The organism is Alkalimonas delamerensis (assembly GCF_030717955.1).
Lineage (GTDB): Bacteria > Pseudomonadota > Gammaproteobacteria > Enterobacterales > Alteromonadaceae > Alkalimonas > Alkalimonas delamerensis.
Genome location: NZ_JAUZVY010000004.1, coordinates 153,255 through 177,342 on the forward strand (window position 1 = coordinate 153,255; position 24,088 = coordinate 177,342).

24 protein-coding genes and 4 tRNA genes are annotated in these 24,088 nt (G+C 52.3%); 6 read left to right on the forward strand and 22 right to left on the reverse strand.

All coding sequences use genetic code 11. The features are described 5' to 3' along the window. Nucleotides 1-21: 21 nt before the first annotated feature. From Q3O59_RS10840 to Q3O59_RS10855, 4 genes are all read left to right on the forward strand, one after another. Nucleotides 22-465 carry a nucleoside deaminase gene (locus tag Q3O59_RS10840; RefSeq protein ID WP_228591984.1) on the forward strand — a complete coding sequence of 148 codons (444 nt, stop codon included), beginning with the start codon at nt 22-24 and terminating at the stop codon, nt 463-465. Nucleotides 466-495: 30 nt separating this feature from the next. After that, entirely contained in the window at nt 496-1,272 is a 777-nt protein-coding gene (locus Q3O59_RS10845) for a substrate-binding periplasmic protein (protein WP_305945604.1), read from the forward strand. A gap of 78 nt (nt 1,273-1,350) precedes the next feature. Beyond that, entirely contained in the window at nt 1,351-2,583 is a 1,233-nt protein-coding gene (locus tag Q3O59_RS10850) for a methyl-accepting chemotaxis protein (protein ID WP_305945605.1), read from the forward strand. Between the two features lie 126 nt (nt 2,584-2,709). Then, the gene (locus tag Q3O59_RS10855) at nt 2,710-3,807 is read left to right on the forward strand and encodes a DUF3083 family protein (protein ID WP_305945606.1); all 1,098 of its coding nucleotides are present in this window, start codon (nt 2,710-2,712) and stop codon (nt 3,805-3,807) included. Between the two features lie 57 nt (nt 3,808-3,864). Here Q3O59_RS10855 and hemN read toward each other — a convergent pair whose 3' ends face one another. The 5 genes from hemN to Q3O59_RS10880 all read right to left on the reverse strand — a co-directional run bounded on the left by hemN (nt 3,865) and on the right by Q3O59_RS10880 (nt 9,605). Then, nucleotides 3,865-5,223 (reverse strand): oxygen-independent coproporphyrinogen III oxidase, encoded by a 1,359-nt coding sequence (gene hemN, locus Q3O59_RS10860; RefSeq protein ID WP_305945607.1) that lies wholly within the window; start codon nt 5,221-5,223, stop codon nt 3,865-3,867. A gap of 201 nt (nt 5,224-5,424) precedes the next feature. Then, the gene (locus Q3O59_RS10865; protein WP_305945608.1) at nt 5,425-6,609 is read right to left on the reverse strand and encodes a hypothetical protein; all 1,185 of its coding nucleotides are present in this window, start codon (nt 6,607-6,609) and stop codon (nt 5,425-5,427) included. 364 nt (nt 6,610-6,973) lie between these two features. Next, on the reverse strand, nt 6,974-7,759 hold the full coding sequence (locus tag Q3O59_RS10870) for a LytR/AlgR family response regulator transcription factor (RefSeq protein WP_305945609.1): 786 nt from the start codon (nt 7,757-7,759) through the stop codon (nt 6,974-6,976). Continuing rightward, entirely contained in the window at nt 7,752-8,795 is a 1,044-nt protein-coding gene (locus Q3O59_RS10875) for a sensor histidine kinase (protein WP_305945610.1), read from the reverse strand. The genes Q3O59_RS10870 and Q3O59_RS10875 overlap by 8 nt, the downstream gene beginning before the upstream one ends. Before the next feature lie 60 nt (nt 8,796-8,855). Next, the gene (locus Q3O59_RS10880) at nt 8,856-9,605 is read right to left on the reverse strand and encodes a hypothetical protein (RefSeq protein ID WP_305945611.1); all 750 of its coding nucleotides are present in this window, start codon (nt 9,603-9,605) and stop codon (nt 8,856-8,858) included. A 139-nt stretch (nt 9,606-9,744) separates the two neighbouring features. Between Q3O59_RS10880 and Q3O59_RS10885 the strand changes: the two genes are divergently transcribed. After that, nucleotides 9,745-9,975, forward strand: coding sequence for a hypothetical protein (locus Q3O59_RS10885; protein WP_305945612.1), 231 nt, complete (start codon nt 9,745-9,747; stop codon nt 9,973-9,975). Between the two features lie 53 nt (nt 9,976-10,028). Next, nucleotides 10,029-10,808 (forward strand): PhzF family phenazine biosynthesis protein, encoded by a 780-nt coding sequence (locus Q3O59_RS10890; RefSeq protein ID WP_305945613.1) that lies wholly within the window; start codon nt 10,029-10,031, stop codon nt 10,806-10,808. An 11-nt stretch (nt 10,809-10,819) separates the two neighbouring features. Here the strand turns inward: Q3O59_RS10890 and Q3O59_RS10895 are convergent, their stop codons facing one another. The 17 genes from Q3O59_RS10895 to aspS form a co-directional block, all read right to left on the reverse strand. Next, on the reverse strand, nt 10,820-12,070 hold the full coding sequence (locus tag Q3O59_RS10895) for a DUF418 domain-containing protein (RefSeq protein ID WP_305945614.1): 1,251 nt from the start codon (nt 12,068-12,070) through the stop codon (nt 10,820-10,822). A 164-nt stretch (nt 12,071-12,234) separates the two neighbouring features. Continuing rightward, a tRNA-Ser gene (locus tag Q3O59_RS10900) sits at nt 12,235-12,324 on the reverse strand. 99 nt (nt 12,325-12,423) lie between these two features. Continuing rightward, the gene (gene nadA, locus Q3O59_RS10905) at nt 12,424-13,482 is read right to left on the reverse strand and encodes a quinolinate synthase NadA (RefSeq protein ID WP_305945615.1); all 1,059 of its coding nucleotides are present in this window, start codon (nt 13,480-13,482) and stop codon (nt 12,424-12,426) included. A gap of 95 nt (nt 13,483-13,577) precedes the next feature. After that, nucleotides 13,578-13,653 (reverse strand) — tRNA-Lys (locus Q3O59_RS10910). A 27-nt stretch (nt 13,654-13,680) separates the two neighbouring features. Beyond that, a tRNA-Lys gene (locus tag Q3O59_RS10915) sits at nt 13,681-13,756 on the reverse strand. A gap of 26 nt (nt 13,757-13,782) precedes the next feature. After that, a tRNA-Lys gene (locus tag Q3O59_RS10920) sits at nt 13,783-13,858 on the reverse strand. Between the two features lie 134 nt (nt 13,859-13,992). Beyond that, nucleotides 13,993-14,760, reverse strand: coding sequence for a tol-pal system protein YbgF (ybgF, locus tag Q3O59_RS10925; RefSeq protein WP_228592570.1), 768 nt, complete (start codon nt 14,758-14,760; stop codon nt 13,993-13,995). Between the two features lie 26 nt (nt 14,761-14,786). Continuing rightward, a complete protein-coding gene (pal, locus tag Q3O59_RS10930) occupies nt 14,787-15,326 on the reverse strand; it encodes a peptidoglycan-associated lipoprotein Pal (protein WP_228592568.1) in 540 nt (179 codons plus the stop codon). 39 nt (nt 15,327-15,365) lie between these two features. Beyond that, the gene (gene tolB / locus Q3O59_RS10935) at nt 15,366-16,715 is read right to left on the reverse strand and encodes a Tol-Pal system beta propeller repeat protein TolB (RefSeq protein ID WP_305945755.1); all 1,350 of its coding nucleotides are present in this window, start codon (nt 16,713-16,715) and stop codon (nt 15,366-15,368) included. A gap of 2 nt (nt 16,716-16,717) precedes the next feature. Continuing rightward, nucleotides 16,718-17,626 (reverse strand): cell envelope integrity protein TolA, encoded by a 909-nt coding sequence (gene tolA, locus Q3O59_RS10940; RefSeq protein WP_228592567.1) that lies wholly within the window; start codon nt 17,624-17,626, stop codon nt 16,718-16,720. A 3-nt stretch (nt 17,627-17,629) separates the two neighbouring features. Then, nucleotides 17,630-18,058 (reverse strand): protein TolR, encoded by a 429-nt coding sequence (gene tolR, locus Q3O59_RS10945; RefSeq protein WP_228592565.1) that lies wholly within the window; start codon nt 18,056-18,058, stop codon nt 17,630-17,632. Beyond that, nucleotides 18,058-18,750, reverse strand: coding sequence for a protein TolQ (gene tolQ / locus Q3O59_RS10950; protein ID WP_228592563.1), 693 nt, complete (start codon nt 18,748-18,750; stop codon nt 18,058-18,060). Before tolQ ends, tolR begins: the two co-directional genes overlap by 1 nt. A 636-nt stretch (nt 18,751-19,386) precedes the next feature. Next, a complete protein-coding gene (gene ruvB / locus Q3O59_RS10955) occupies nt 19,387-20,394 on the reverse strand; it encodes a Holliday junction branch migration DNA helicase RuvB (RefSeq protein WP_305945616.1) in 1,008 nt (335 codons plus the stop codon). 3 nt (nt 20,395-20,397) lie between these two features. Next, nucleotides 20,398-21,018 (reverse strand): Holliday junction branch migration protein RuvA, encoded by a 621-nt coding sequence (ruvA, locus tag Q3O59_RS10960; RefSeq protein WP_305945617.1) that lies wholly within the window; start codon nt 21,016-21,018, stop codon nt 20,398-20,400. 9 nt (nt 21,019-21,027) lie between these two features. Next, nucleotides 21,028-21,549 (reverse strand): crossover junction endodeoxyribonuclease RuvC, encoded by a 522-nt coding sequence (gene ruvC, locus Q3O59_RS10965; protein ID WP_305945618.1) that lies wholly within the window; start codon nt 21,547-21,549, stop codon nt 21,028-21,030. 2 nt (nt 21,550-21,551) lie between these two features. Then, nucleotides 21,552-22,295: a YebC/PmpR family DNA-binding transcriptional regulator gene (locus Q3O59_RS10970; RefSeq protein ID WP_305945619.1), complete on the reverse strand. Its 744-nt coding sequence runs from the start codon at nt 22,293-22,295 to the stop codon at nt 21,552-21,554. Between the two features lie 2 nt (nt 22,296-22,297). Next, nucleotides 22,298-24,058 carry an aspartate--tRNA ligase gene (aspS, locus tag Q3O59_RS10975; protein ID WP_305945620.1) on the reverse strand — a complete coding sequence of 587 codons (1,761 nt, stop codon included), beginning with the start codon at nt 24,056-24,058 and terminating at the stop codon, nt 22,298-22,300. Nucleotides 24,059-24,088: the final 30 nt, after the last annotated feature.

Here is a 24,088-nt window from a genome sequence, read left to right on the forward strand (position 1 = left end):
CAAACTAAGGAGTAACCAGCGATGCGCGATCCCTTTATGCAAGCAGCTATCGACGAAGCGAAAAAAGGCCTGGCCGAAGGCGGCATCCCCATCGGCTCTGTGCTGGTGATCGATGGCAAGATTGTCGGCCGTGGCCACAATCAACGAGTGCAGCAAGGCAGTGCCATTTTGCACGCCGAGATGCATTGCCTGGAGCAAGCAGGTCGCCTTTCACCGGCTGATTACAAAAAAGCCACCCTCTACTCTACCTTGTCGCCCTGCGATATGTGCAGCGGCACCGCCTTGCTGTATGGCATTCCTAAAATTGTGGTAGGAGAAAACAAGACTTTTCAGGGACCAGAAGAGTATGTCCGCCAGCGGGGTGTCGACGTCACCATTTTGCAAGACGATGAGTGCATTAAACTGATGGAAGACTTTATTGCCAGCGCTCCCGAACTGTGGTACGAAGATATAGGAAAGGAGTGAATTAGCTGTCGCTGTTAAAAGGAATCGATTATGCGGTTGGTTGTGATTTCTACATTAATTTTTGTAATCACACTTTTTAATCCAGCGTTTTCAAAAACCCTGGTTCGGGTCGGTGCTTACGAATTTCCTCCTTACATTCAATTGGAGCATGGTTTAGCCAAAGGCTTTACCGTAGAACTGATCCACCAGCTCAACCAACTGCAGCAGGACTATCATTTTGAACTGGTACTCACCACACCAGTTCGGCGCCATCAGGATTATCAACAAGGTCTATTTGACACCATTTTCTTTGAAGATCCCTACTGGGGCTGGGTACAACGCTCCATTACCATCGACAACTCACCGGCCTTCGCCAAAGACGATGAGGTCTTTATCGCCCTACGCAGCAAAGCACATTCCGAGCAGTGGTTTGACGATCTTAGCAACAAAACCATCGCCGGTATCCTTGGGTATCATTACCAAATTGCCAACTTCCAAACAGATCCGGCCCTGCTGGCCGAGCAATACCAAATGACCCTGGTCAGTGATCATCAGGCAAGTGTCGAACTGGTGTTAAAAGGACGAACCGATACCGCCATAGTGACACGCTCATTTTTGTATCAATATCTCAAGCAACACCCGGGAAGTGCTGAAAAGTTACTGATCTCTGAACGCATTGATCAAAGCTATCGTCACCAGTTACTGCTGAACCCCAACCATGAGCTCTCGATAGAAACACTCTACCTCTGGGTACGGCAACTGCTGGAAAAAGAGCAAATGCATCTGGAGTTGCAGCGCTTTGGTTTGCAACTGCTGCCATCTGAGTAAAAATGCACAAAACCTGCGTTACAACAATAGCCTGCCCGGGCAGTTATGCTATGCTGCTGGTATTGTGCGTGAAACTGAATGGCTGGAATGACGATGGGGAGTTTTGGCAACGTGTACAACTTTATTGAGCAAACTTTCTTTTACACCCTCACCCGGAAAATTATTGGCAACATCGGCTTTCTGGCGTTGTTTTTTGGGCTGGCACTGTACCTGGCTTACCCGGCCGGTGGCGCTGGAACCGGCTGGTGGCTGCTGCTGCTGTTGGGCGCTTCGGCCTTTGTCTTCACCATCTTTTACATGCACCACCTGATCGTGCGACCGGTTCAGGCGCTGGTATCAGCACTGCAGGAAACCAATAGCAAAGGCACCGATTTGCAGCACCGGCTGCCCGCTTTTACCCATGATGAATTCCGCACGCTGTCTGAGCATTACAACGAATTTGTCAGTCAACTGGGTAAACTGCTTGGCGATATTCATCAGGAAGCCAAGCGCACCCACGAAACCAATGAGCAAGTATCCCAAGCCGTCCGTACCACCCGCAGTCATTTGCAGGATACTGAAAAACGTAGCCATCAGATCCGCGGTGAGAGCGATCAGGTGCTGGAGTACCTGGCCGATATCGTGCAGCATGGCGATCAAATGACAGAAGTCGCCTCAGTGACGGTAAAAAGCGCTCAGGGTGCCAGCAGCCAAATGCAACAGCTCTCCGGCCAATTGGCCAGCATCGTTAATTTGCTGGATACCTTTGGTCAAACCATCAATGGGCTGCATCAAAATGCAGAGAATGTCCGGCAAATTCTGGTGATGGTGGAGAACTTTTCCGATCAGACCAACCTGCTGGCTCTCAATGCCGCCATCGAAGCCGCCCGGGCCGGCGAAGCTGGCCGGGGTTTTGCCGTGGTTGCAGATGAAGTTCGCACCCTGGCCGCCAAAGTCAACGATGCCACCCGTCAGATCTCAGGCTTTTTGAATGATATGGAGCGGCTTGTGCAGGAAACCCGCTCCGAGTCGGAAAGCCTGAATCAACAGGCACGGCAAGCGCAAGAGCAAACTGGCGTAACCAGCGAAGAGTTTAGCGGTTTACAACAACAGCTGGCCGATGCAAAAACCCGGGTTCAAAGCATCAATGACACCGTCGGTGCCCTGGAAAAACGCTACCAGCAAACTCACCAGCATTTGTCGGCCATTGAGCATGTCACCAATGAAGCCAACAGCCAGATGACATCCATTGATGACGCCGCCAAGGCCTTGCTGGAAGGCACCGCCAGAACGCAGCAACAGCTGGGTCGCTTTGCCCGCTCCGGCCATTAACGCCAAGGCTCCGCTGCTGGCGGAGCCTTTTGCTATCTTTGTGAAAAATCAACAAAAATGATAAGTCCAGCTGGTTAAATTTTGCTACAATAGCCAGCGATTTAGTACAGCATCAACGGGGGAGTTATGCCAGTCAGCAGCCAACACAAAGTTTATATTCCAACCAGCTCCAGGGACAATCAGTACCTGCTTGCCGAATTCAGTCTGACCGATGCGATCCTCGCACGCTTTGGCGCCCCTATGGTCGACAGCCAAGAGCCGTACAAAGAGTTCTACCTGCAACTGGGTAAAATATTTTTTGAGCTGGCCGATCAGGCAGGCCTTCGCAACGTGCACCTGATTGCCAATGGCAAAACGCCTGTGGTGCGCTTCCACAGCGAGGCCTACACCCTGCAAACAGCGGAGCAAATCCTGTTTTTCTACAATCCGGCGTATCACGAAGCGCAAAACAGCTTTTTCAACCCGGCGGAAAAAGCCCGTAAGATCTCTTTGCTGTTTTTAGCCACCGATGCCAACATTCGCGCCAATGCGGCTGAGTTCCACAACAAAGTGCGCGCTTTGTTGCAGCGATTCAGCGACGAAATCAACAGCCCTGAGCTGAAAATCAAGGTTCGGGATCACCAGCACCTGACGTACGATCTCTTTGCCAAAAGCAAAGGCGTGAAAGAAAGTTACGGCTATAAGCTTCGCTCGCTGGATGCGCGCTACAAAGCCCGCAACTGCGAACTGCCGTCTGAGCACAGCGCCCTGACCTACGCCATTATCAATTTGCCACTCAGTCGCTACATCAAAGAGCAGGTGCAAATTGATGCTAAATCCGATCGTCCCTATACCGCCCTGTACCAGCACATTCAGGACCAGTTTGTTGAAGCCACCAGTCTGAACAAACTGACCCACAGAGCGGTGCTGGCCAATGGTTTGCTGCCGCTGGTGCGTAACAGCAAATTCGATAAGATGAGCAGCGGCAAAGAATTGCAAATGATTGGTTTTGATCCAAGCATTAGTGAAGGGCAGCTGATCGCCGATTGGGACGACAGCAACCTGGTTGAGTCCGCTCAACTCATTATTTTTGCCAACAAAGACGATTACACCGATATGGGCTATGGCCGTTTTATGAATCAGGTCGAAACCGCATTGCGTCGTTTTGCCAAAGGGGTCAACCTGAACCCGGAGCGTGATGATCTGCTGATCCGTTTTCACCAGCACATCAGCTACCATCTGTAACCGGACTTCAGCTACCAAAAAGCCACCCTCGGGTGGCTTTTTGCTGAGTGTTACACTTTAAACCACTTTGGAATAACGCTGCTGTCCCTGCTGCAAATAGACATCAAAGGCACTGCAAATACTGCGCACCCACAACCGGCCTGCATCGGTTATTTTAATGCCTGCCGGGCTTAGCTCAACCAGACCATCCTCGATAAAGGGAGTCAACTTGGCCAGACTATCCGCAAAGTAGTGGTCAAAATCAAGCTGCCACTTCTGCCCAAAAGCTGCAGTATCGAGCGCAAAATGACAAATAAGCTGAGCGATCAATTCCGCACGAATGCAATCGTCTTTGGACAAGACAAAACCTTTGGCCAGCGGCAACTGCTTGGCTTCAATCGCCTGATAGTAATCCGGCAATTCTTTTTCGTGTTGCCACAGCACGCCATCCACCTGACTGATCGACGAGACCCCAAGGCCCAGCAGCGCATTCTGACCATGGGTGGTATAGCCCTGAAAATTACGTTGTAACTGCCCTGCCCGCTGCGCTTTGGCCAGGCCATCCTCGGGCCTGGCAAAGTGGTCCATGCCAATAAACTGATAACCGGCCTGACTAAAGGTGGCGATGCCTTGCTGCAATAAGGCCAGCTTGGTTTCAGCGCCGGGCATAGCGGCCTCCGGCAACTTGCGCTGGGCAGCAAAGCGCGCTGGCAAGTGCGCATAACTAAATAAAGACACCCGATCCGGCTCCAGCGCCACCACCTGGTCCAGCGTCTGCTGAAACGAACCAGCTTGCTGGTACGGTAAACCATAAACCAAATCCAGGTTGATTGACGCAAATCCAAGCTTTTTGGCTGCCTGCACCAATTGGCGCACCAAATCGGCATCCTGCACCCGGTTGATGGTAATTTGTACCTGCTGATCGAAATCCTGCACGCCAAAACTGACCCGGTTAAAGCCAAGCCCACGCAAATGTGCCAACTTTTCCAGGCTGCAACTGCGCGGGTCGATTTCAATACTGAGCTCATCCAGCGCTGTACAATCAAAGTGCCGATGAAACAGCTGCATCAAGCGGCTTAACTGCTGCTCGGTTAAAAAAGTCGGAGTGCCACCGCCCAGGTGGATTTGGCCGATGGGCCGGTGTGCCACCAAGGGCTGATACATGGCCATTTCCTGCTCCAGTGCATCCAGATAGCGATCCGCCTTGTGCTGATGGCGGGTGACCACCTTGTTGCAGCCACAGTAGTAACAGAGCTGGTGGCAAAACGGCAGATGCAGATACAGGCTCAGCTCACCGGTCGATGCCAGCAGGGTGTCCTGCACTTGCTGGCTGTCAAAAGGCGCCTGCAGCGCCAGCGCCGTCGGGTACGAGGTATAACGCGGGCCATGGATGTTGTATTTGGCAATCAAAGCCGGATCCCATTGGATGCTTGGCATAGGAATTCTCTAAGCTACAGACTCTGCGCTAAGTGTACCCAAGCCTGTGCAACAGGCATTGATCTGACGCAACAACCGTCTTGGTTTGCATTAGCCGAAAGTATTTCGTCGCAAAACTCATCATTATTACCAAAAAAAATCCCCTGGGCAGGCCAGGGGATTGAGCGTCAGGATGCAAGACTCAGCTGAAAGCTTTAGCGATTACAGAGTGCCTACCCGAATGGTACCAATCAAGTCAACAGCCACTCTCCGCGACAACTGATTCCGGGTATTATTGACTTCATCAGCACTGCGATCTTTTACTGTGCAGCTTACTCCAGAAATTTGTACCGGACCAGTCAGCTCTTCTCTGTATTGAAATGATGGAACCTGAACGAAATCGCCTCGATTTTCACGGACATGTGGTAAGTTTTGTTGATTGACAAAATTGCGGATCTGCTGCTCATTGGCAACATAGCGCCGGTAGCGTAACTCAAGCTCCATATTGGATTGCCCAGATTCAAGCTCTCCCACAGAATGATTGCCAATCCAAACCACATTGCCAGTACGAACATGAATCAACTTGGCATTTAAAGTCGCTTCAAGGCTTTGGCAGTCGAAGAACTGTCGTTGCTGGAATTGATTGGCGATACCAGGATACTTTGCCATAAAATCTCGCAGCTCTCCTGAGTTAAACAGGTTTAATCGCTCTTCACGGGCACGAATGGTATTGAACTCCGGAATTTGCAAGATGTAATCTGCCTGCACATCACTGGCACTGGCTGCCCGGATTAACTCTGAGATATCGGACAGTTCATGCTCACCTTCGGCCCGGTTCCGGGTAGCTGAACCCACCCGGCATTGTGTTCTTAGGCTATCAAGTTCTCTGGCATACTCCGATGCACTAAGCGCATTGCGGTTAAACCGCTCCTCTAACTGAGCCAGTATCGGGTGGCAACCTGGGTCATAATCACGCAGATCAAAGCCGGTTGTACTGATGGAGCCGATGATTTCTCGATTACGTCGATCACGCTGATCGCGCAAAATCGCTTCGAAAATAGAGCGATCAATCAATTGGAAGCCATTCCTCAACAGTGTACGTTCAATTTGTTGCTCTGCGACGTTAAAGAACCCATCGGTACGAAAATCGGCATTGTCGGATAAGCCGTCATGACGTGTCATTTGATCCGGAACCGCAATTACCACCGAACTTCCCACCGGAATTGGAAAAGCCGTGCTCTGAACCACGTTATCGTCCAGCTGTTCTCGCGGCAGTGTAAACACACTGAATCGAATCGTGTCGACTTCATCCTGCGGAACCGCAGGCATCGGTACAATGGCTCCAGGCGACGAACATCCCATAACGATGAAACTTACCACAGCACTCAGAATCCACTTACTCTTCATGAACACACCTATTCTTATTCAGTTTATTGTTTAATGTATAGTTTGTTACTTTCATAGTCGCCACTTTTTATACTTTCTTATAGCGCCTAAGCTCCATACTAGTAGAAAAAATTGCATTAGACCATGCTAAATGTAAATGTCCGACGGTCCGTAGAAAAATGCTAACAGGAAATTGGCCTCCTATACCCTGCAAAGTGCCAGCGCCGTCGGGTAGGAGGTATAACGCGGGCCATGGATATTGTATTCGGCGATCAAAGCCGGATCCCTCTGGATGCTTGACATAGGCCCCCTCTAAGCAACAGACTCTGCGCTTAGTGAACTCAAGCCTGCCTGGCGGGCCTTGATCTGGCGCAATAGCTGGCTTTTAAACGCCGAGCCATGCGGTAAAAGCGGCTGTTCTGCTTTGGCTGGTTTTAAGCTGAACAGTACCCAGCTTCAGGTGAATCAATAATGTATTTTTACAATACCGCTCCAGGCGCTCAATGTACTTTAACTGCACCAGCTCACTGCGGTTAATGCGGAAAAAACAGGCAGGATCCAATATTTCCATCAATGCCTGCAAGGAAGTAAAAGGCAGAAAGTGACGTTTGCCGGTGATGTCGTAGCCAAGCAGTAAACCTCCGTCAGCCTGGATATAGACCAAATCACTGACAGTAAGAAAATAAATCTGTTGCTGCTGCCGGATGGGCAGCCGACTTGGGTATTCGGGTGCTTTGACTTGCGCTGGTAATTGGTTCAGTAGGGCCTGCAATTGGTGTAACGCGGGCTGGGACAGGGTTTCAGACGAAGAGGACGTCAGTTGCCGGAACTTCTGCCAGACTTGCAACAACTTTTCCAAGCTGTAGGGCTTTAGCAAATAACCAATACCATGGGTTTCAAAAGCGTCCAGCATAAACTGATCATAAGCCGTAATAAAAATTACCGGACACGGTGGCGTATAACGTTGAAAGCTTTGAAACACATTGCCATCGGTTAATTCAATATCCGAAAAAATGAGATCCACTGCTGGCATTTTAGCCAGGTAGGCATCGACTTCAGTAACACTGGTTAATTCAGAGATAATTTCTGTTTCATCAGGAAGTTCCTGCAGTAGGCGCTTTAACTTGTTTCTGGCCAATGGCTCGTCTTCAATGATGACCAACTTATGCATCTGCCACCCTTTTGATCAGCGGTAATTTTACAGTAAAACTATCATCGGTTTGTTCCACCGTCACTCCCTGTCCGGTCAGAAATAAAAACTGCTTGGCTAAATTTTGCAATCCAATACCGTGGCCATTTTTTGCCTGCAAGCGCCGTTGCATGGGGTGTGTGATCACCAGCTGATCCGATAAATACATTCGAATGACCAGCGGCTGCTCTGAGCTCCCCTGGTTGTGCTGCAGGGCATTTTCCAATAATAGCTGTAGGCTGAATGGCGGCAGTACATAGTGCTCAACGTCATTGGCCTCGATGCTAAGCTGGTAACCAGGCCCTAACCTCGCTTGCAACAACTGAAAATAACGCTTGGCAAATTGCAGCTCTTGCATCATCGGCACCAACTGCTGATCGGTATTTTGCAACGACAAGCGGTAGAGCTCGGCAAAATCGTGCAAGTATTGGCTGGCATGATTGGGATCGGTCGCAATCAGCTCATCCAGGGTATTTAATGAGTTAAAGACAAAGTGCGGATTCAGCTGAGCTTTTAGCTGTTGAATTTTTAACTGGGCCAGCTGCTGCTGATAATCAGACAACTGCTCGCGGTAAGCTTCCGCCTGTTTGCTGTGTGTATAGGCCAGGTAAATACCGGAGTAAATCACCATATCCGCAACATAACCCAGGTTTATCTGCAGCAGGGTATCGGCATTGAAGTTCAGTGCAACCGTATCAAAAGCGATCGCAATCAACAAACTGATGCCATTGCTAAAGAGCAGGTAACACACTAACGCAATCAAACAGATGAAGCCATAATGGTGCCAGCCAAGCTGCGGCTTCTGACTGAGGGCTTGTCTGTTCAACCAAAACCGGACCAGGCTAAAAATAAACAGAGCGGCAATAAATTGAAAAATGGGCCCGTCTGGTACAACCGTATACCAGGATATCATCCCCGCACCAACACGATTGCTAATCACCAGAAAATAGCTAAATAAAAAAACCAGCACCAAAAAAGTGCGATCTACCTGCAAATACATCATCCATCGCCGTAGCATAAGCTGGTATTACCTTATTAAAAGTGCAGGCGCTTATGAGCGCCTGCGGTAGACATCACATCATTCATGGCTTTGCGAGCCAGACCAGGTATGCGTGAGCTCTCCCTCACGATTGAAAAACTGTAACTGAACTTCATCTTGCTCGTCGACATAAAACTTGGCACGAGGCGAGCCATCACTGGCAAACAAAAATAACCCGTTGTTACTTTCGTGGGTTTTACCCAATAAGATCCGCTGTGTGCCACCAATCAAACCTTGCTCTTGATAGGCAATAGCGGTTTCCCGCCATAGCTCTGGATCCTCAATCTGATTTAACTCATGCATAATCCGGCGCATCCCGTCTTGGGTTTCATGCTCTGGGCGATCATTAAATGCCAACCCGGAACTCACCACTCGCTTGCCATCCCGCATTTCATCCATAGTCAGCAGTTGCATCACCTGATCACCGTCGTATTTATCAAAAGCCAACATCATACCAGCACTGTGACCATGTTCATTTTTGCTGCCATCGTAAATAAAGCCGCCTGCCTCTATCCCTTCCTCATTAAAAAACAGCATGCCGGAGCGCTTTTTTCGATGCTCATTTAATACAGTACCATTGACCTGCTCAGTGGTCGGAAAGCGCGCTGTATTGGTCAGGAGCATTTTTACCGTACCATCCGCCTCGACAATGTTAATCCGCTCTACCGTCAAGGTATCAAATCGGACATCCTTGTTTGCTCTCATACCCGTGGTCACCAGTACCGCTGATAATGCCAGACACGCCACCACAGCACCACGTAACACTTTAATTTCTTTTTCAATTTTCATAACTTACTCGCTTTTCCTGTTGATGTTGACTGCAGTATCAACCACTCAGAAAGCACGGACAAAGGCTAACTGACAAGCTAAGGAAATTTGTTGCTGAGTAAAGGAATAATGATGTTTAATCAGCCTCAGTTCCAAGCTGATGCTGCTGGAACAGGATGCCGGCTTGCATCTAACCTTATTGCTACCCGGACTTCGTGACGATGTAAAATTATGCGAAGCACTCAGGCAGCACGGCTTTAAGGTTCAGCCCTTTAGCCGCTATTGTTTTTTAAACGAGCCTGAACAAGGACTTGTTATCGGCATAGCTGATGCCGATCAGGCAACGATCAGACAATTGATTCAGCTCGTCAAACAGAAGCTAAACGGTTAATCTGCTAGCCATTTCAATCAGGAGTAAACCCAGTGAAGCTACAAATTTTTTAGGTGGATGCTTTTACCGATCAAGTCTTTAGTGGCAACCCAGCGGCGGTCTGTCCGCTGACCCACTGGCTGGACGATGGATTGCTGCAACGCATTGCCGAAGAAAACAACTTATCGGAAACCGCATTTTTTGTGCCGGAAGGCGATGGCTATCGATTGCGCTGGTTTACCCCGGAAGCCGAGGTCGACCTCTGTGGCCACGCCACTCTGGCCGCTGCCCATGTGCTTTACCGTCATTTGGGGTATAACCAAGCTACACTGGAATTTGCCACCCGCAGCGGGCCTTTGCAGGTGACCCGTTCGGACAACGGCTACCAGATGGATTTTCCAGCCAGTAGGCCACAACCGGTTGCAGCGCCGGCTAAGCTGCTTGCCGGGCTTGGCAAAGCGCCAAAAGACGTGCTGGCGGCCTTTGATTACATTGCGGTGTACCACAGTGCCGAGGAAGTCGAAGCACTGGCGCCCGACTTCGAGCAGCTGAGACAACTGGGCTTGCGTGGTGTGGTTGCTACAGCTCCAGGCCCCAGCAAAGACAAAGATGTTGATTTTGTCAGCCGCTGCTTTTTCCCCAAGCTTCGGGTAAACGAAGATCCAGTCACCGGCTCAGCGCACTGCCAGCTGGCCCCCTACTGGGCCAACAAGCTTGGCAAAGAGCAGCTAAGCGCCTACCAGGCCTCCAAAAGAGGTGGCACCATCCACTGCCAGCTTGCCACCGAGCGGGTGCTGCTCAGCGGTCAGGCCGTGGATTTCATGCAGGGGGAGATCAGCTTGGTATCGCTGTGAACTGCGTTAAGTCAGCGAGCAAACAATGGTCGCTTGCGGTAAGTCAGGCTGCGCCACAACCACTCCATCGGCCCATAGCGATAGCGCTGCAACCACCAATGACTAAACCAAAGCTGGCTGCCATAAAGCAACAGGGCCCAAAAGGTTGCGGCAGCCCGCCCCAAGTCGCCGTAAAGCCCGAAACCATAGCCGTAAAACAGCAGGGTAAAAACAATGGAGTGCAGTAAATAGTTGGAGAGCGCCATTCTCCCTGCTGGTGCAAGCCAGCCAATCAAACGGCTTTTGTGCAGGTACAGCTGCACCAATGTCGCCAGATAGGCCAGGCACAATGCCAGATTCGAAAAGTTTTGGCAGGTCATCAACACTGCATTGCGCATGCTGGCTGTCACCATCTCCACGTCCGTCCCATAAATGCCCCAGGTCAAGGTTAATGGCAACCCGATGGCATAACCCAACCACATCAGCCGCCAGAAAAAGCGGGCATGCTGCTGGGGTTCTTGCAAGATACCAGAGCGACCCAGCGCAGCACCCAGCAAAAAAATACCCAGGATCATCGGCACAAAGAGTACCAACGCAGGGCTGAGGTACATGGCCTGAAACTCATAAAGCCGCCACTGCACCAGCTGCCAATAACCTCCCGTTGCATAGAGCAAATCTCCACGGGCGATATCTGCCAGCAATTTTTCTTTATCGGCGGCAAAGCCAGCTTCGAGCTTTGCAGCCTCCTCAGGCACTTGCATCGCCATCTCGAGGAGCTGTGTAGCAAGCAAAATCAGCAGAATGGGGGTCAGCAACAGCACCACAGACCAGATAAAGAGCCGTTTCACCGAGGCATTGACAAAGAGCAGCAGCAAAAAACCGACCAGAGCATACAAGTGCAGTATATCGCCACTCCAAATAAACAGCAGATGCACTACACCAATGGCCAGCAGACCCCACAAACGGCGACGGAATAAAGCAGTAGCTGCCGCCCCCTTTTGCCTGGCCCGGTCAATAAACACAATAAAACCAAGGCCAAACAACAAGGAAAACAGCGTATAAAACTTGCCCTGGATAAAAGTAAAAGACAACCAGGCCACCGCATAATCCAGCCCGCTTTGCTCGGAGTTAAATCCCAGCATCAGCGCCTGAATGGGCCGCTGAAAAAACTCGATGTTCATCATTAAAATGCCAAAGAGGGCAAAGCCACGGATCGCATCCAGGATCAGCATGCGCTCAGCCGGTGCTACCGGACTGGGTAAATCTGTTGTCGGGGTTGTCATGATAGTAGCCAATCCATGCAGAGCTGCCGGCCAAAGGGTTTGGTGTATTGAAGATAGCTTAGATTTGTTGGAAGTAAATAGGGTAAGGTTTCGAACCAAGTCCGCCCTGCTCCGCAGTCAAACAAAAAGCCCCCAGCTTTCGCTGGGGGCTTTTTGTTTGAATATGGCGGAGAGGGAGGGATTCGAACCCTCGTTAGGGGTTAACCTAAACACACTTTCCAGGCGTGCGCCTTCAGCCACTCAGCCACCTCTCCGATACTCGCCGTAGCGAGCGCCGCTATACTAGGTAAAAAGCGGACTTGTTGCAACAGTTATCTGTTGCTTTGCAACCTTCTGCTGCTAAATTAAGCAGCTTAGGCATTGCCCTTTACAGCAACCTGCTGCTCTTTGGCGAAATTCAGCATCCGATCCAGTGGCAGCAAGGCCCGGTGACGCAGGCTGTCGTCGACAAAGATTTCATGGCCGTCACGGCTCACCAGAGCTTCTTCAATCGCCTGTAAGCCGTTCATCGCCATCCAGGGGCAATGGGCGCAGCTGCGGCAGGTGGCGCCGTTGCCGCCGGTTGGGGCTTCAATAAAGGTCTTTTCCGGGGCCTGCTGCTGCATCTTGTAGAAGATGCCCTTATCAGTCGCCACAATAAAGGTGTCGTTGGGCAGGGTTTGACTGGCTTTGATCAGCTGGCTGGTAGAGCCGACTGCATCGGCCAGTTGCACGACGGAGTCTGGCGACTCCGGGTGCACCAGCACCGCAGCGTTGGGGTATTGCTGCTTAAGCTCAACCAAGGCCTTGGCTTTGAATTCGTCGTGCACAATGCAGGCGCCGTTCCACAGCAGCATGTCGGCACCGGTTTGCTTTTGCACATAGGCGCCTAAGTGCTTGTCCGGGCCCCAGAGGATTTTCTTGCCCTGGCTGTCCAGGTAATCGACCACATCCAGGGCGATGGACGAGGTGACCACCCAATCGGCTCTGGCTTTGACCGCGGCGGAGGTGTTGGCATAAACCACCACCACCCTGTCCGGGTGCGCATCGCAAAACGCCGAAAACTCTTTGGCCGGGCAGCCGAGATCCAGCGAGCAGGTGGCTTCCAGCGTCGGCATCAAGACGGTTTTTTCCGGACTTAAGATTTTGGCCGTCTCGCCCATAAAGCGCACACCCGCCACGATCAACGTCTCGGCCGGATGCTCTTTGCCAAAGCGCGCCATCTCCAATGAATCAGAGACACAGCCACCGGTTTCTTCTGCCAGTGCCTGGATTTCAGGATCGGTGTAGTAGTGAGCAACCAACACGGCGTTGTGCTGCTGTAATAAGGCTTTAATACGCGCCTTGTACTCTGATGCTTGCTCCGCATTCAGCGGCATCGGCTTGCGCGGAAAAACAAACTGCTGTTCGTCGAAATACAAACTTTGTTCCATCGTGCCAGTCTTCATTACCGAAAAAAGGGCGCTATTATAGCGTGAGACAACGCGAAATGACAAAAATTAACGCTGGAGGAAGAAAACAGGGAAAGTGGTGGGTCATGATGGATTCGAACCATCGACCAATGGATTAAAAGTCCACTGCTCTACCAACTGAGCTAATGACCCACTAAAAAATGTGTGCACAACGGAACCTGGTGGGTCATGATGGATTCGAACCATCGACCAATGGATTAAAAGTCCACTGCTCTACCAACTGAGCTAATGACCCGGTTCAGGGTGTGACAAAAGAGGCGGTGGTGGGTCATGATGGATTCGAACCATCGACCAATGGATTAAAAGTCCACTGCTCTACCAACTGAGCTAATGACCCTCGCCGCGGACGCATATCTTACTGATTTCAGGCGTCAGTGCAACCAAAAAAATAAAAAAAACACCGTCACTGCTGTTAAACGCTTAAATAGGAAGCAACTTGCTGAAAATCACAACAAGGGTGCAACCTTTTTCTTAATTCAGGCTGTCGAGCCGCCCCTGAGCCAAACGCACTGCCGGTGCATTGGGATGCTGCTCCACCACACGCTGGTAATACTGCCGGGCTGCCGCAACATTGTTTTCCCGCTCGGCCACTTGCCCCAGTTTAAAGAGCGCATCCGGCACCTTGTTGGAGTCGGCAAAGTTTTGCACCACGCGCTGAAAATAGGTTTTCGCTTTTGACAGCTCGTTATCACGCAACACCAGCTCACCTAACCAGTAATTGGCGTTGGCGGCATAGACAGAGTTTGGGTAGTTCTGCAAGAACCGCTCAAACTCGGTAATGGCTGCATCGTAACGACGGTCACGCAGCACCATCTGTACTGCGCGGTCGTAGGCATCATTTTCAGACACATCGGACGAGAAAGGCGTTTGCACTGGATCGATGCTGGTTTCAATTTGCATCTGAGCCGGTGCAGGGCCTGCGCTCATTCGACGCTCAATTTCCTGATAAATGTCGCGTTGGCGTTGCACAATTTCTTCCAACTGATGGCTGTGCAGCTCGGTCTGTCCGCGCAGTTCAGAGACCTCATCCAGCAACTGCTCTAAATGTTGCTGCATACGCATCTGCGCATTGCCCCTCGCCTCAACCACCCGCTCCAGAGCCTCCAATCGTTGCTCCAGACTGCCAGAGCCGGCTGCAGGCGCAGCGCCCCGGCTACGGCTGATGTCGGAAACCGGGGCCGGGTTTGCCATTGCCACAGCAGAGACCAAACTGACCAGCACTATCCATTGTTTTTTCATTGCACAACGCTTCTCTTAGCTAGATATTAATACACCAGAACGGCACGACGGTTTTTGGCAAAACCAGCTTCGGTGCGCGACATATCGACTGGACGCTCTTCACCGTAGCTGACAGTTCGCATCTGGCTGGCCGGAACCCCCAGGTTTTGCAAATACTGGACAACGGCCTGAGCACGACGCTCACCCAAAGCAATGTTGTACTCTGGGGTACCACGCTCATCGGTATGGCCTTCAATGGTTACCCGCACCGATGGGTTGTTGCGTAGGAACTCGCCATGAGCACGCAGGCTTTCAACAAACTCCTGCCGGATGGTCGAACGGTCAAAATCAAAGTAAATCACGTTTTCCTGGCGCAGCGCTTCCATTTGCTGGCGCACGCGCTCAGCCGGCGTTAACGCCTGCTCGGCTCGCTCAACCTGAACCGCAGCATCGCGCTCCATCTGAGCACGGCGCGCGGCCTCTGCCTCCGCTTCGGATACCGAGGTTTGTGAGGTGGAACTACAGGCCGCAAGAGTCAGGATGGGTAAAGCAATCAGTAACCCTTTCAACGCAGGATGAAGGTTCATAGCAACATATCCTTACTAATTAGTAATTAAGAGTTTTGGTTATAAAAATGGCGACCAGGCCGGGGATTTAACTTCCCCTTCGGCGGCAGGTAGCCGGGCTTTAAAACGACCATCCATAGAGACCAATGCCAGCACCTGTTTCGACCCATGCATGGTGCTGTAAATCACCATAGACCCATTCGGGGCAATGCTGGGCGACTCATCCAGGCTGGTGGTGGTCAGAACCTGCAAAAAGCGGGTCTGTCGATCCATCCGGGCAATCTGGTAACGTCCTCGGTTACGGTGAACCATGACAATGGACTGGCCATCCGGGGTAAAGGTCCCGGATAAGTTCATCTCACCTTCAAAGGTCAACCGCCTTGTAGTTCCAGTTTGTAAATTTACGCTATAAAGTTGCGGATTACCACCGCGCTCCGAGCTGAAAATGATCTCTTTGCCATCGGGCGACCAGGCTGGCTCAGTATCGATGGCACGATGATTGGTCACCCGGGTCAATTCTTTTGTTGCGATGTCCATCACATAGATTTCGGGGTTGCCATCTTTCGACAACACCAGCGCCATTTTTCGACCATCCGGGCTCCAGGTTGGGGCCCCATTAATGCCCGGGTAACTGCTAAGAACGCTGCGCCGGCCAGTGTAGATGTCCTGGATGACAATTTGTGCTTGCCGCTGTTCAAAGGTGACATAAGCCAGTTTGGTGCCATCCGGTGACCAGCTTGGTGACATCAAAGGCTCCCGTGAGCGCAGTAAAATTTGCTGATTGGCACCGTCGTAATCGGCAACCGCCAACTGAAAAGGAAACTCGGCATCATGCTGCACCAATACATAAGCTATTTTGGTCAGGAAAGCGCCACGGGTGCCGGTTAAACGTTCATAGACAATGTCGCTGATGCGGTGACCAAATTGACGCACCTGATTGCTTGCAATGGAAGTGTCTCGTGCGTCCAGCACATAGTCCTGACTTTGCACCAATTGGCCCTGGTTCAGCATCTGCTGGCTCAGGCCTGCATTGCCACGCACCACATCAATCAACTCGAAAGAAACCGTGTAACGATCAGGACCAGTTTCACGGATGCTGCCTATCACCAGATGCTCGACCCCTTCTTTTAACCAGGCCGCAAAATCAACATCACTGGCCTGATAGGGTTGTTGCGGCATCCGCACCCGTGGGATCGGGTTAAACTGACCGCTGCGCATCAAGTCCGCTGCGATCACCTCCGTGATGGTTTCCGAGGGCGGATTGGTTCCTTCGAATCGAAAAGGCACCACCGCAATCGGCTGCGCCGAATCAATGCCTTCGGTAATCACAATTTCAAGGGCACTGCGCGCCTGCACGGTTAGGCTGAGCAATAGCGTCAACAACAAACTGAATTGGATCAAAGTTCTCATCATCAAAATTCCGGGATCACCGTTAAGTTAATATTACGAAGCTGCTCGTACACGGCCGGGTCGGACGACACCGGCAAAGTGCCGGCACGTTCTACCGCGCGAATGGCCGCATCACACACCAGCTGATCGCCACTGACCACACTGGAGTTGGTCACAAAGCCATTGCTGGCCAAACGAATGTTGATACGACACTGACGACCGCGCATCCGCTCATCCACCCGCAAATTTTGCTGAATGCGGTCGCGGATCATCGCAGTGTAACGCTCAACCTCGGTCACCGTTTGCCGCTGACGGGCCGCTTGCCGGGCCTGAGCCTCACGCTCCAATCGCTCCTGCAACTCACGCTCCTGCTGAGCACGTAATTGCGCCTCACGCTCACGCTGCTGCCGCTCTGCTTCAGCTCGCTCAGCAGCTTCTTGCTCTTGCCGACGGCGCTCAGCAGCCGCTCTGGCTTCAGCTTCTGCCTGCTGACGCTGTTGCTCAGCCTGACGAGCACGCTCGGCCTCCTGCTGTTGCTGACGGCGCGCTTCAGCAGCCGCGGCAGATGCCTGACGCGCAGCTTCATCTTGTTGGCGTCGTTGCTGTTCCAGCCGTCGAATGCGCTGTTCTTCCTCGGCTCGGGCTTGTTCGGCAGCCCGGGCTCTTCGCTCCAGTTCGGCAATGCGCTGCTGCTCAGCACGCTGAGCTTGCTCACGCTGATCGCGCAGCTGCTGTACCCGCTGATCAAATTGCTGCTGGTCAATGGCAACGGCTTCTATAGGCGCAGCCGGGGCTGAGCTGGCAGTCACCGTCACCGGCGTAGGCTCAAGGCTGGGTCCGGGTGCAAAGTTACTGGCCACCAGAATCAGCACAAAACCAAGATGGAGCAACAGCGACTTCTTTAAAGCTGTTTTAAACTCCGGCTGCATCATGGTTTAGCCCTCCCCCGGATCGGTCATCAGACCCACCGATGGCGCACCTGCATTTTGCAATAAGTTGATCAAACGGATCACGGCGTCGTAGCTGACGGTGTGATCGCCCTTCACAATCACCTGAGTACCGGGCTCTATCGTCAACCAGCTGGCGACTTCATTAACCAGCTCGGCCGAGGTGAAAGGACCGTGTTCAGTGCCGTCGTGGTCAAAATAATAAAGACCTGCTGCATCAACCGTTGCCACCAAGGGCAGCTTGCCGTCGGTCATTTGCTCCAGCGGCTCGGCCGATGAACGGGGCAGCTCGACCTTGACCCCTTGGGTCAGCATCGGGGTAGTGACCATAAAGATAATCAATAGCACCAGCATCACATCGATGTAAGGCACCACGTTGATCTCTGCCATCATGCGCCGCTTTTTACGGATGTACATCAGGCCGCTTCTCCGGTATTGCTCACCGCCTGCCGGTGCAAAATATTGGCGAACTCTTCGACGAAGTTGACGTAGCTGCTTTCCAGCAGCTCAACCTGGTGTGAAAATTTGTTGTAGGCAATTACTGCCGGGATGGCCGCGAACAAACCCATGGCCGTTGCAATCAAGGCCTCAGCAATACCGGGCGCAACCATGTTCAGGGTGGCTTGCTGTACCGCACCCAGCGCAATAAAGGCATTCATAATGCCCCAGACGGTGCCAAATAAGCCGATGTAAGGACTGATCGAACCAACCGTCGCCAGAAACGGCAGATGGGTTTCCAACCGTTCGACTTCGCGCGATAACCCCACCCGCATGGCGCGCTGGGTCCCCTCCATCACAGCACCGGGCTGACGGCTGCTTTTGTGCAAGCGGACAAACTCTTTAAAACCGGATTTAAACAAGGCTTCAAGGCCGGTCACCTGGCTACGGGCACTGACTTCGGTGTACAACTTGGATAAATCAATACCCGACCAAAACTTATCTTCAAAGCGTTTGGCTTCTACGCTGGCCAGCTTCAGAACCTTCTTACGCTGGAAAATCATCGCCCAGGACACAATGGACATGCCCACCAGAGTTAACATAACCGCTTGCACAATAATGCCTGCTTCAAGCAACAAGCCTAGAACTGATAATTCACCGGAACCGGACACTGGATATTCCTCTGAGAGTTGACGATGTTGATTTATAATTTTGGTTGCTGGAGGCTGAGGCCGCGCAGCACCTATCATAGGGCAGGCCTTTTACGAACTCAACAGCTAGCCGGGCATCCTTGTTAAATACTTCCAAACCCGGATAGCAAGGACTTTGCGGACTGAAAAAAGTTGCATCGACTGCGCTGAAAACGCGTGAAAATACGACCAGCTTCAATGGCTGCTTTATTACCGCTTCATGAATTATATTGGCACCACTGTGGCTTTTTATAAAAGGCATAGCAAGGCTCAACAATTGCACTATGGGCACTCTAACGATCAGCTTACCTTGGCCGCATGAACAACAGATGAATAAAGCATTATTTTTTCTAATCTGAAAGCGGCAATTTTTCTCGTTTGAAGTCTTTACTCTAACTCCCTAGAATACCCTCGTGTTCTGAGCTAGCGCAAAGTGCAAGGTTCCTGACCTTGCATTAGACCAGTTCACAGAGTGGTAGAGGTTGGATCTCCCAATCCACTTTATTGCTCGCAGATGTTCCCTGGATTTTATTGAAGCACTTCCTTCAACTTGTTGCATTCGCCCGCTCACTGAGCGGGCTTTTTTTTAGCTGCCATCTGTACGAAACAGTTCTTATCTTAGCTCTCGGGCAAATCAAAGCCAAAATGCTGGTAAGCCCGCGGCGATGCAATGCGCCCTCTTGGCGTGCGTTGAATAAAGCCTTGCTGAATTAGGAATGGCTCAATGACATCTTCAATGGTGTCTTTCTCTTCACCAATGGCGGCGGCCAGGTTATCCAGCCCGACCGGGCCACCCATGAACTTTTCGATAATGGCCAGCAACAACTTGCGATCCATGTAATCAAAGCCTTCAGCGTCCACATCCACCATTTGCAGCGCATCGGCGGCCACCTGCTGCGTCACCTGACCATTGGATTTAACCTGAGCATAATCGCGCACCCGGCGCAGTAGGCGGTTGGCGATACGGGGGGTGCCGCGTGAACGGCGGGCAATTTCAGTAGCACCGGCCTCATCCAGTACCAGATTCAAAAAGCTGGCTGAGCGCAGGATAATTTGGGTTAGCTCTGAGACTTTGTAAAACTCCAGCCGCTGCACGATGCCAAAGCGATCTCGCAGCGGTGAGGTTAAGGCACCGGCCCTTGTAGTGGCGCCCACCAGGGTAAAAGGCGGCAAGTCCAGCTTGATAGAGCGGGCGGCAGGGCCTTCGCCAATCATAATATCGAGCTGGTAATCTTCCATCGCCGGATAGAGTATTTCTTCCACCACTGGGCTTAGCCGGTGGATCTCATCAATAAAGAGCACATCGTTGGCTTCCAGGTTGGTGAGCAGTGCTGCTAAATCGCCGGCTTTTTCCAGCACCGGGCCGGAAGTGGTTTTGATGTTGACCTGCATTTCATTGGCGACAATCATTGCCAGCGTCGTTTTACCCAACCCCGGCGGGCCAAAAATCAGCAAATGATCCAGCGGCTCACCACGGCCCCGTGCCGCCTCAATAAAAATCGCCATTTGCTCGCGGACATGCTGCTGACCGGTGTAATCCGCCAACAATTTGGGACGAATCGCCCGGTCAATGGCTTCATCTTCCCGGCTGGCAGTCGGCTGAATAAAACGGTCGGCTTCAATCATGGCTTACATCATGCTCCTGAGGGCGGCTTTGATCAGCATCTCGCTGCTCATGTCGTCGGTTTTCACCTGCTGCACGGCTTTGCTGGCTTGCTGCTGAGTATACCCAAGGCTGACCAGGGCACCAAGCGCATCCTGTTCGGCTTGTTCGCTGGCGGTCAGACTGACCGCAACCGGTTTTAACTGCAAAGTACTGAAAGCACTGTCGGCTGCTGCCATGCCCCAGTCTTTTAATCGGTCTCGCATTTCCACCAGCAAACGCTCGGCGGTTTTTTTGCCGATGCCCGGTAATTTCACCAGAGTGGATAAATCGTCCAGCTGCACACAGCGCACAAAATCATCGGCGGTTAAACCGGATAAAATGGTCAATGCCAGCTTAGGTCCAACGCCATTGGCTTTGATCAACTGGCGAAACAAAGCACGCTCGGTCGCGCTGTGAAAACCATACAACAGCTGCGCATCTTCACGCACCACGAAATGGGTGTAGAGCACCACTTCCTGCTCCAGCTCCGGCAACTGGTAAAAACTGGTCAGCGGCAGCTGCACTTCGTAACCCACACCGCCGACTTCCAGCAGCACATCCGGGGCTTGTTTTTCCAGTAAGATGCCACGCAATCGTCCTATCATCAGGGTTCCTTATCTTAAGCGGCCACGCACGGTTTTGCGGGCCTGGCCGGCCAGACTGATTAAACTTTGCTGAGTATGGCCATGACAAAGCGCCACCGCCAGCGCATCGGCCGCATCAGCCTGTGGCGTGCCGGGCAGTTTGAGCATGGCTTTGACCATATGTTGCACCTGGGCTTTGTCGGCCGCACCGGTACCAACGACGGCTTGTTTGACCTGACGAGCGGAGTATTCAAACACCGGAAGCGCAGCATTGGTCGCAGCCACAATGGCCGCTCCCCGCGCCTGCCCCAGCTTTAACGCCGAGTCGGCATTGCGGGCAATAAAGACCTGCTCTATGGCAAAGACCGTGGGTTGATGCTGGCAGATAAGCTCGGTCACGGCCTGAAAAATGACTTGCAGGCGCTCGGCCAAATCCGCTTCGGGTAAACGAATGCAGCCGCTTGAGCGGTACTCAAAGCGGCTGCCTTGCTGTTGCACCACCCCATAGCCGGTGATACGGCTGCCAGGGTCAATGCCCAGGATAATGGCCACCCTTAGTCCAGGCTCGCCAGCACATCGTCGCTGATTTCGGCGTTGTGAAAGACGTTTTGCACGTCATCCAAATCCTCCAGCGTATCCAGCATTTTGAGGAATTTTTTCGCTTGCTCCAGATCCAGACTCACCTTGGTGCTGGGCACCTGGGTGATCTCAGCATTGGCCGGGGCAAAGCCTGCCGCGACCAGCGCATCTTTGACATCGGAGTAGCTGTCCGGCGTGGTCAGCACATCGAATGAATCATCCTCGTTGCGTTGCACGTCTTCGGCACCGGCCTCAAGCGCGGCTTCCATCAGCGCATCTTCGTCGGTGTCGCTGTCGTACGACAACACCCCCTGCTTGCTGAACAAGTAGGCCACCGAGCCATCGGTACCCAGGTTGCCGCCATTTTTACTGAAGGCATTGCGTACATCGCTGACGGTGCGATTGCGGTTGTCGGTCATGGTTTCCACCAGCACCGCCACCCCATTGATGCCGTAACCCTCGTAAAGCAGCTCGTCGTAATTGTCGCCCTCGGTCGCGCCGGCACCCCGCTTAATAGCGCGATCGATGGTATCGCGGGTCATGTTTTCCGACAGCGCCTTATCGACCGCAATCCGTAACCGGGGATTGGAGCTCACCTCAGGGCTGATCCGGGCAGCAACTGTCAGCTCCCGGATGATTTTGGTAAAAATTTTGCCTTTTTTGGCATCTTGTCTGGCTTTGCGGTGCTTAATATTCGCCCACTTGCTATGACCTGCCATGCTTACTCCTTGGTTAGCTCTATCATCAACTCCGCCAGCTGAGCCGGATTGGCCAGACCCGGTGCATCGGTCAGAGGACAAGCTGCAGTGGTGGTTTTGGGGAAAGCCATCACGTCACGGATTGAGCTAGCACCGGTCATCAGCATCACCAAGCGATCCAGGCCAAAAGCCAGACCAGCATGCGGCGGTGTACCGTATTTCAGGGCTTCCAGTAAGAAGCCAAATTTCTCGGTGGCTTCATCGTCGCTGATGCCAAGCAGGCGGAATACCGTAGCCTGCATCAGCGGATCGTGAATACGGACCGAGCCGCCACCGAGCTCAGTGCCATTCAGTACCATATCATAGGCATTCGAAAGCGCTTCTGCCGGTGACTGCTCCAGCGCCGCCGGATCCGGATTGACCGGTGAAGTGAAGGGGTGATGAATGGCCATCAGTTGGCCGTCGTCATCCTGCTCAAACATTGGGAAGTCAACCACCCACAGCGGTTTCCAGCCCTGCTCGGTCAGACCATGTTGCTCACCCAGCTTCAGGCGCAGTGCGCCCATGGCTTCACACACCACCGAGTAGCGATCGGCACCAAAGAACAGGATATCACCAGCAGCAGCCTCTGTACGACTCAGGATCTCATTAACGATGTCATCGCTTAAAAACTTGGCCACTGGCGACTGCACCCCTTCGATGCCCTGCCCCACAGTTTTCACTTTCATCCAGGCCAGGCCCTTGGCACCATAAATGCCGACAAAATCGGTGTAACCATCAATGTCTTTGCGGGAAATGGCCTCGGCCTTGCCCGGTACTTTCAGTGCGACCACGCGGCCTTTGGCATCGTTGGCAGGGGCAGAGAAGACTTTAAACTCAACCTCTTTCACCAGATCGGCGACATCGACAAACTGCATCGGATTGCGCAGATCCGGCTTGTCGGAGCCATACAGGCGCATCGCATCGGCGTAGGTCATGCGGGGAAAATCGCCGAGGTCGACCTGCAATTGCTGCTGAAACAGCTCGCGGATCATTTGCTCGGTCACCGCCATCACCTGATCGGCGGTCATAAAAGAGGTTTCGATATCGATCTGAGTAAATTCCGGTTGGCGATCGGCGCGCAAGTCTTCATCACGGAAACACTTGACGATTTGGTAGTAGCGATCCAGCCCAGACATCATCAGCAATTGCTTAAACAACTGCGGCGATTGCGGCAGCGCAAAAAATTTGCCCTTGTGGGTACGGCTGGGGACCAGATAATCGCGTGCACCCTCCGGCGTGGCCCGGGTCAGCATCGGGGTTTCCACATCCAAAAAGCCGTGACTGTCCATAAAATTGCGGACAAAGCTGGTTACTTTGGCACGAAACTTTAATCGCTCCGTCATCACCGGGCGACGCAAGTCCAGGTAACGGTACTTCAGCCGCTGCTCTTCGCTGTTGTTCTGGTTGGAGTCCAGCGGAATTGGCGCCGACTTGCTGAGGATTTGCAGGGTTTTGGCATAGACTTCGACTTCACCGGTCGCCATCTCTGCATTGACCTGAGAAGCCGGCCGAGCCCGAACTTTGCCGCTGACCTGAATGCAGAATTCGTTGCGCAGGGTATAGGCTGTTTCGAACAGGGCTTTTTCATCGGGATCGAACACCACCTGCACCAGGCCTTCACGGTCACGCAAGTCCAAAAAAATCAGGCCACCCAGATCGCGGCGACGATTGACCCAACCACACAATGTAACTTCTGTATCGACCTGCGACGCGGTTAAGGAACCGCAATAATGACTGCGCATGCATTCAATCCTTTCGAAAAACTGCCAAAA

Bases quoted from the DNA above. Each gene is read 5' to 3' on its own strand.
- Q3O59_RS10880 (WP_305945611.1), bottom strand. From the start codon at position 9,605: ATGAAAATTGAAAAAGAAATTAAAGTGTTACGTGGTGCTGTGGTGGCG.
- Q3O59_RS10845 (WP_305945604.1), top strand. From the start codon at position 496: ATGCGGTTGGTTGTGATTTCTACATTAATTTTTGTAATCACACTTTTT.
- Q3O59_RS10970 (WP_305945619.1), bottom strand. From the start codon at position 22,295: ATGGCAGGTCATAGCAAGTGGGCGAATATTAAGCACCGCAAAGCCAGA.
- tolR (WP_228592565.1), bottom strand. From the start codon at position 18,058: ATGTACATCCGTAAAAAGCGGCGCATGATGGCAGAGATCAACGTGGTG.
- tolB (WP_305945755.1), bottom strand. From the start codon at position 16,715: ATGAGAACTTTGATCCAATTCAGTTTGTTGTTGACGCTATTGCTCAGC.
- Q3O59_RS10875 (WP_305945610.1), bottom strand. From the start codon at position 8,795: ATGCTACGGCGATGGATGATGTATTTGCAGGTAGATCGCACTTTTTTG.
- hemN (WP_305945607.1), bottom strand. From the start codon at position 5,223: ATGCCAAGCATCCAATGGGATCCGGCTTTGATTGCCAAATACAACATC.
- pal (WP_228592568.1), bottom strand. From the start codon at position 15,326: ATGAACCTTCATCCTGCGTTGAAAGGGTTACTGATTGCTTTACCCATC.
- Q3O59_RS10855 (WP_305945606.1), top strand. From the start codon at position 2,710: ATGCCAGTCAGCAGCCAACACAAAGTTTATATTCCAACCAGCTCCAGG.
- aspS (WP_305945620.1), bottom strand. From the start codon at position 24,058: ATGCGCAGTCATTATTGCGGTTCCTTAACCGCGTCGCAGGTCGATACA.
- Q3O59_RS10850 (WP_305945605.1), top strand. From the start codon at position 1,351: ATGGCTGGAATGACGATGGGGAGTTTTGGCAACGTGTACAACTTTATT.
- Q3O59_RS10840 (WP_228591984.1), top strand. From the start codon at position 22: ATGCGCGATCCCTTTATGCAAGCAGCTATCGACGAAGCGAAAAAAGGC.
- nadA (WP_305945615.1), bottom strand. From the start codon at position 13,482: ATGGAACAAAGTTTGTATTTCGACGAACAGCAGTTTGTTTTTCCGCGC.
- Q3O59_RS10870 (WP_305945609.1), bottom strand. From the start codon at position 7,759: ATGCATAAGTTGGTCATCATTGAAGACGAGCCATTGGCCAGAAACAAG.
- ruvA (WP_305945617.1), bottom strand. From the start codon at position 21,018: ATGATAGGACGATTGCGTGGCATCTTACTGGAAAAACAAGCCCCGGAT.
- Q3O59_RS10895 (WP_305945614.1), bottom strand. From the start codon at position 12,070: ATGACAACCCCGACAACAGATTTACCCAGTCCGGTAGCACCGGCTGAG.
- Q3O59_RS10865 (WP_305945608.1), bottom strand. From the start codon at position 6,609: ATGAAGAGTAAGTGGATTCTGAGTGCTGTGGTAAGTTTCATCGTTATG.
- Q3O59_RS10885 (WP_305945612.1), top strand. From the start codon at position 9,745: ATGCTGCTGGAACAGGATGCCGGCTTGCATCTAACCTTATTGCTACCC.
- ruvB (WP_305945616.1), bottom strand. From the start codon at position 20,394: ATGATTGAAGCCGACCGTTTTATTCAGCCGACTGCCAGCCGGGAAGAT.
- tolA (WP_228592567.1), bottom strand. From the start codon at position 17,626: ATGATGCAGCCGGAGTTTAAAACAGCTTTAAAGAAGTCGCTGTTGCTC.
- ybgF (WP_228592570.1), bottom strand. From the start codon at position 14,760: ATGAAAAAACAATGGATAGTGCTGGTCAGTTTGGTCTCTGCTGTGGCA.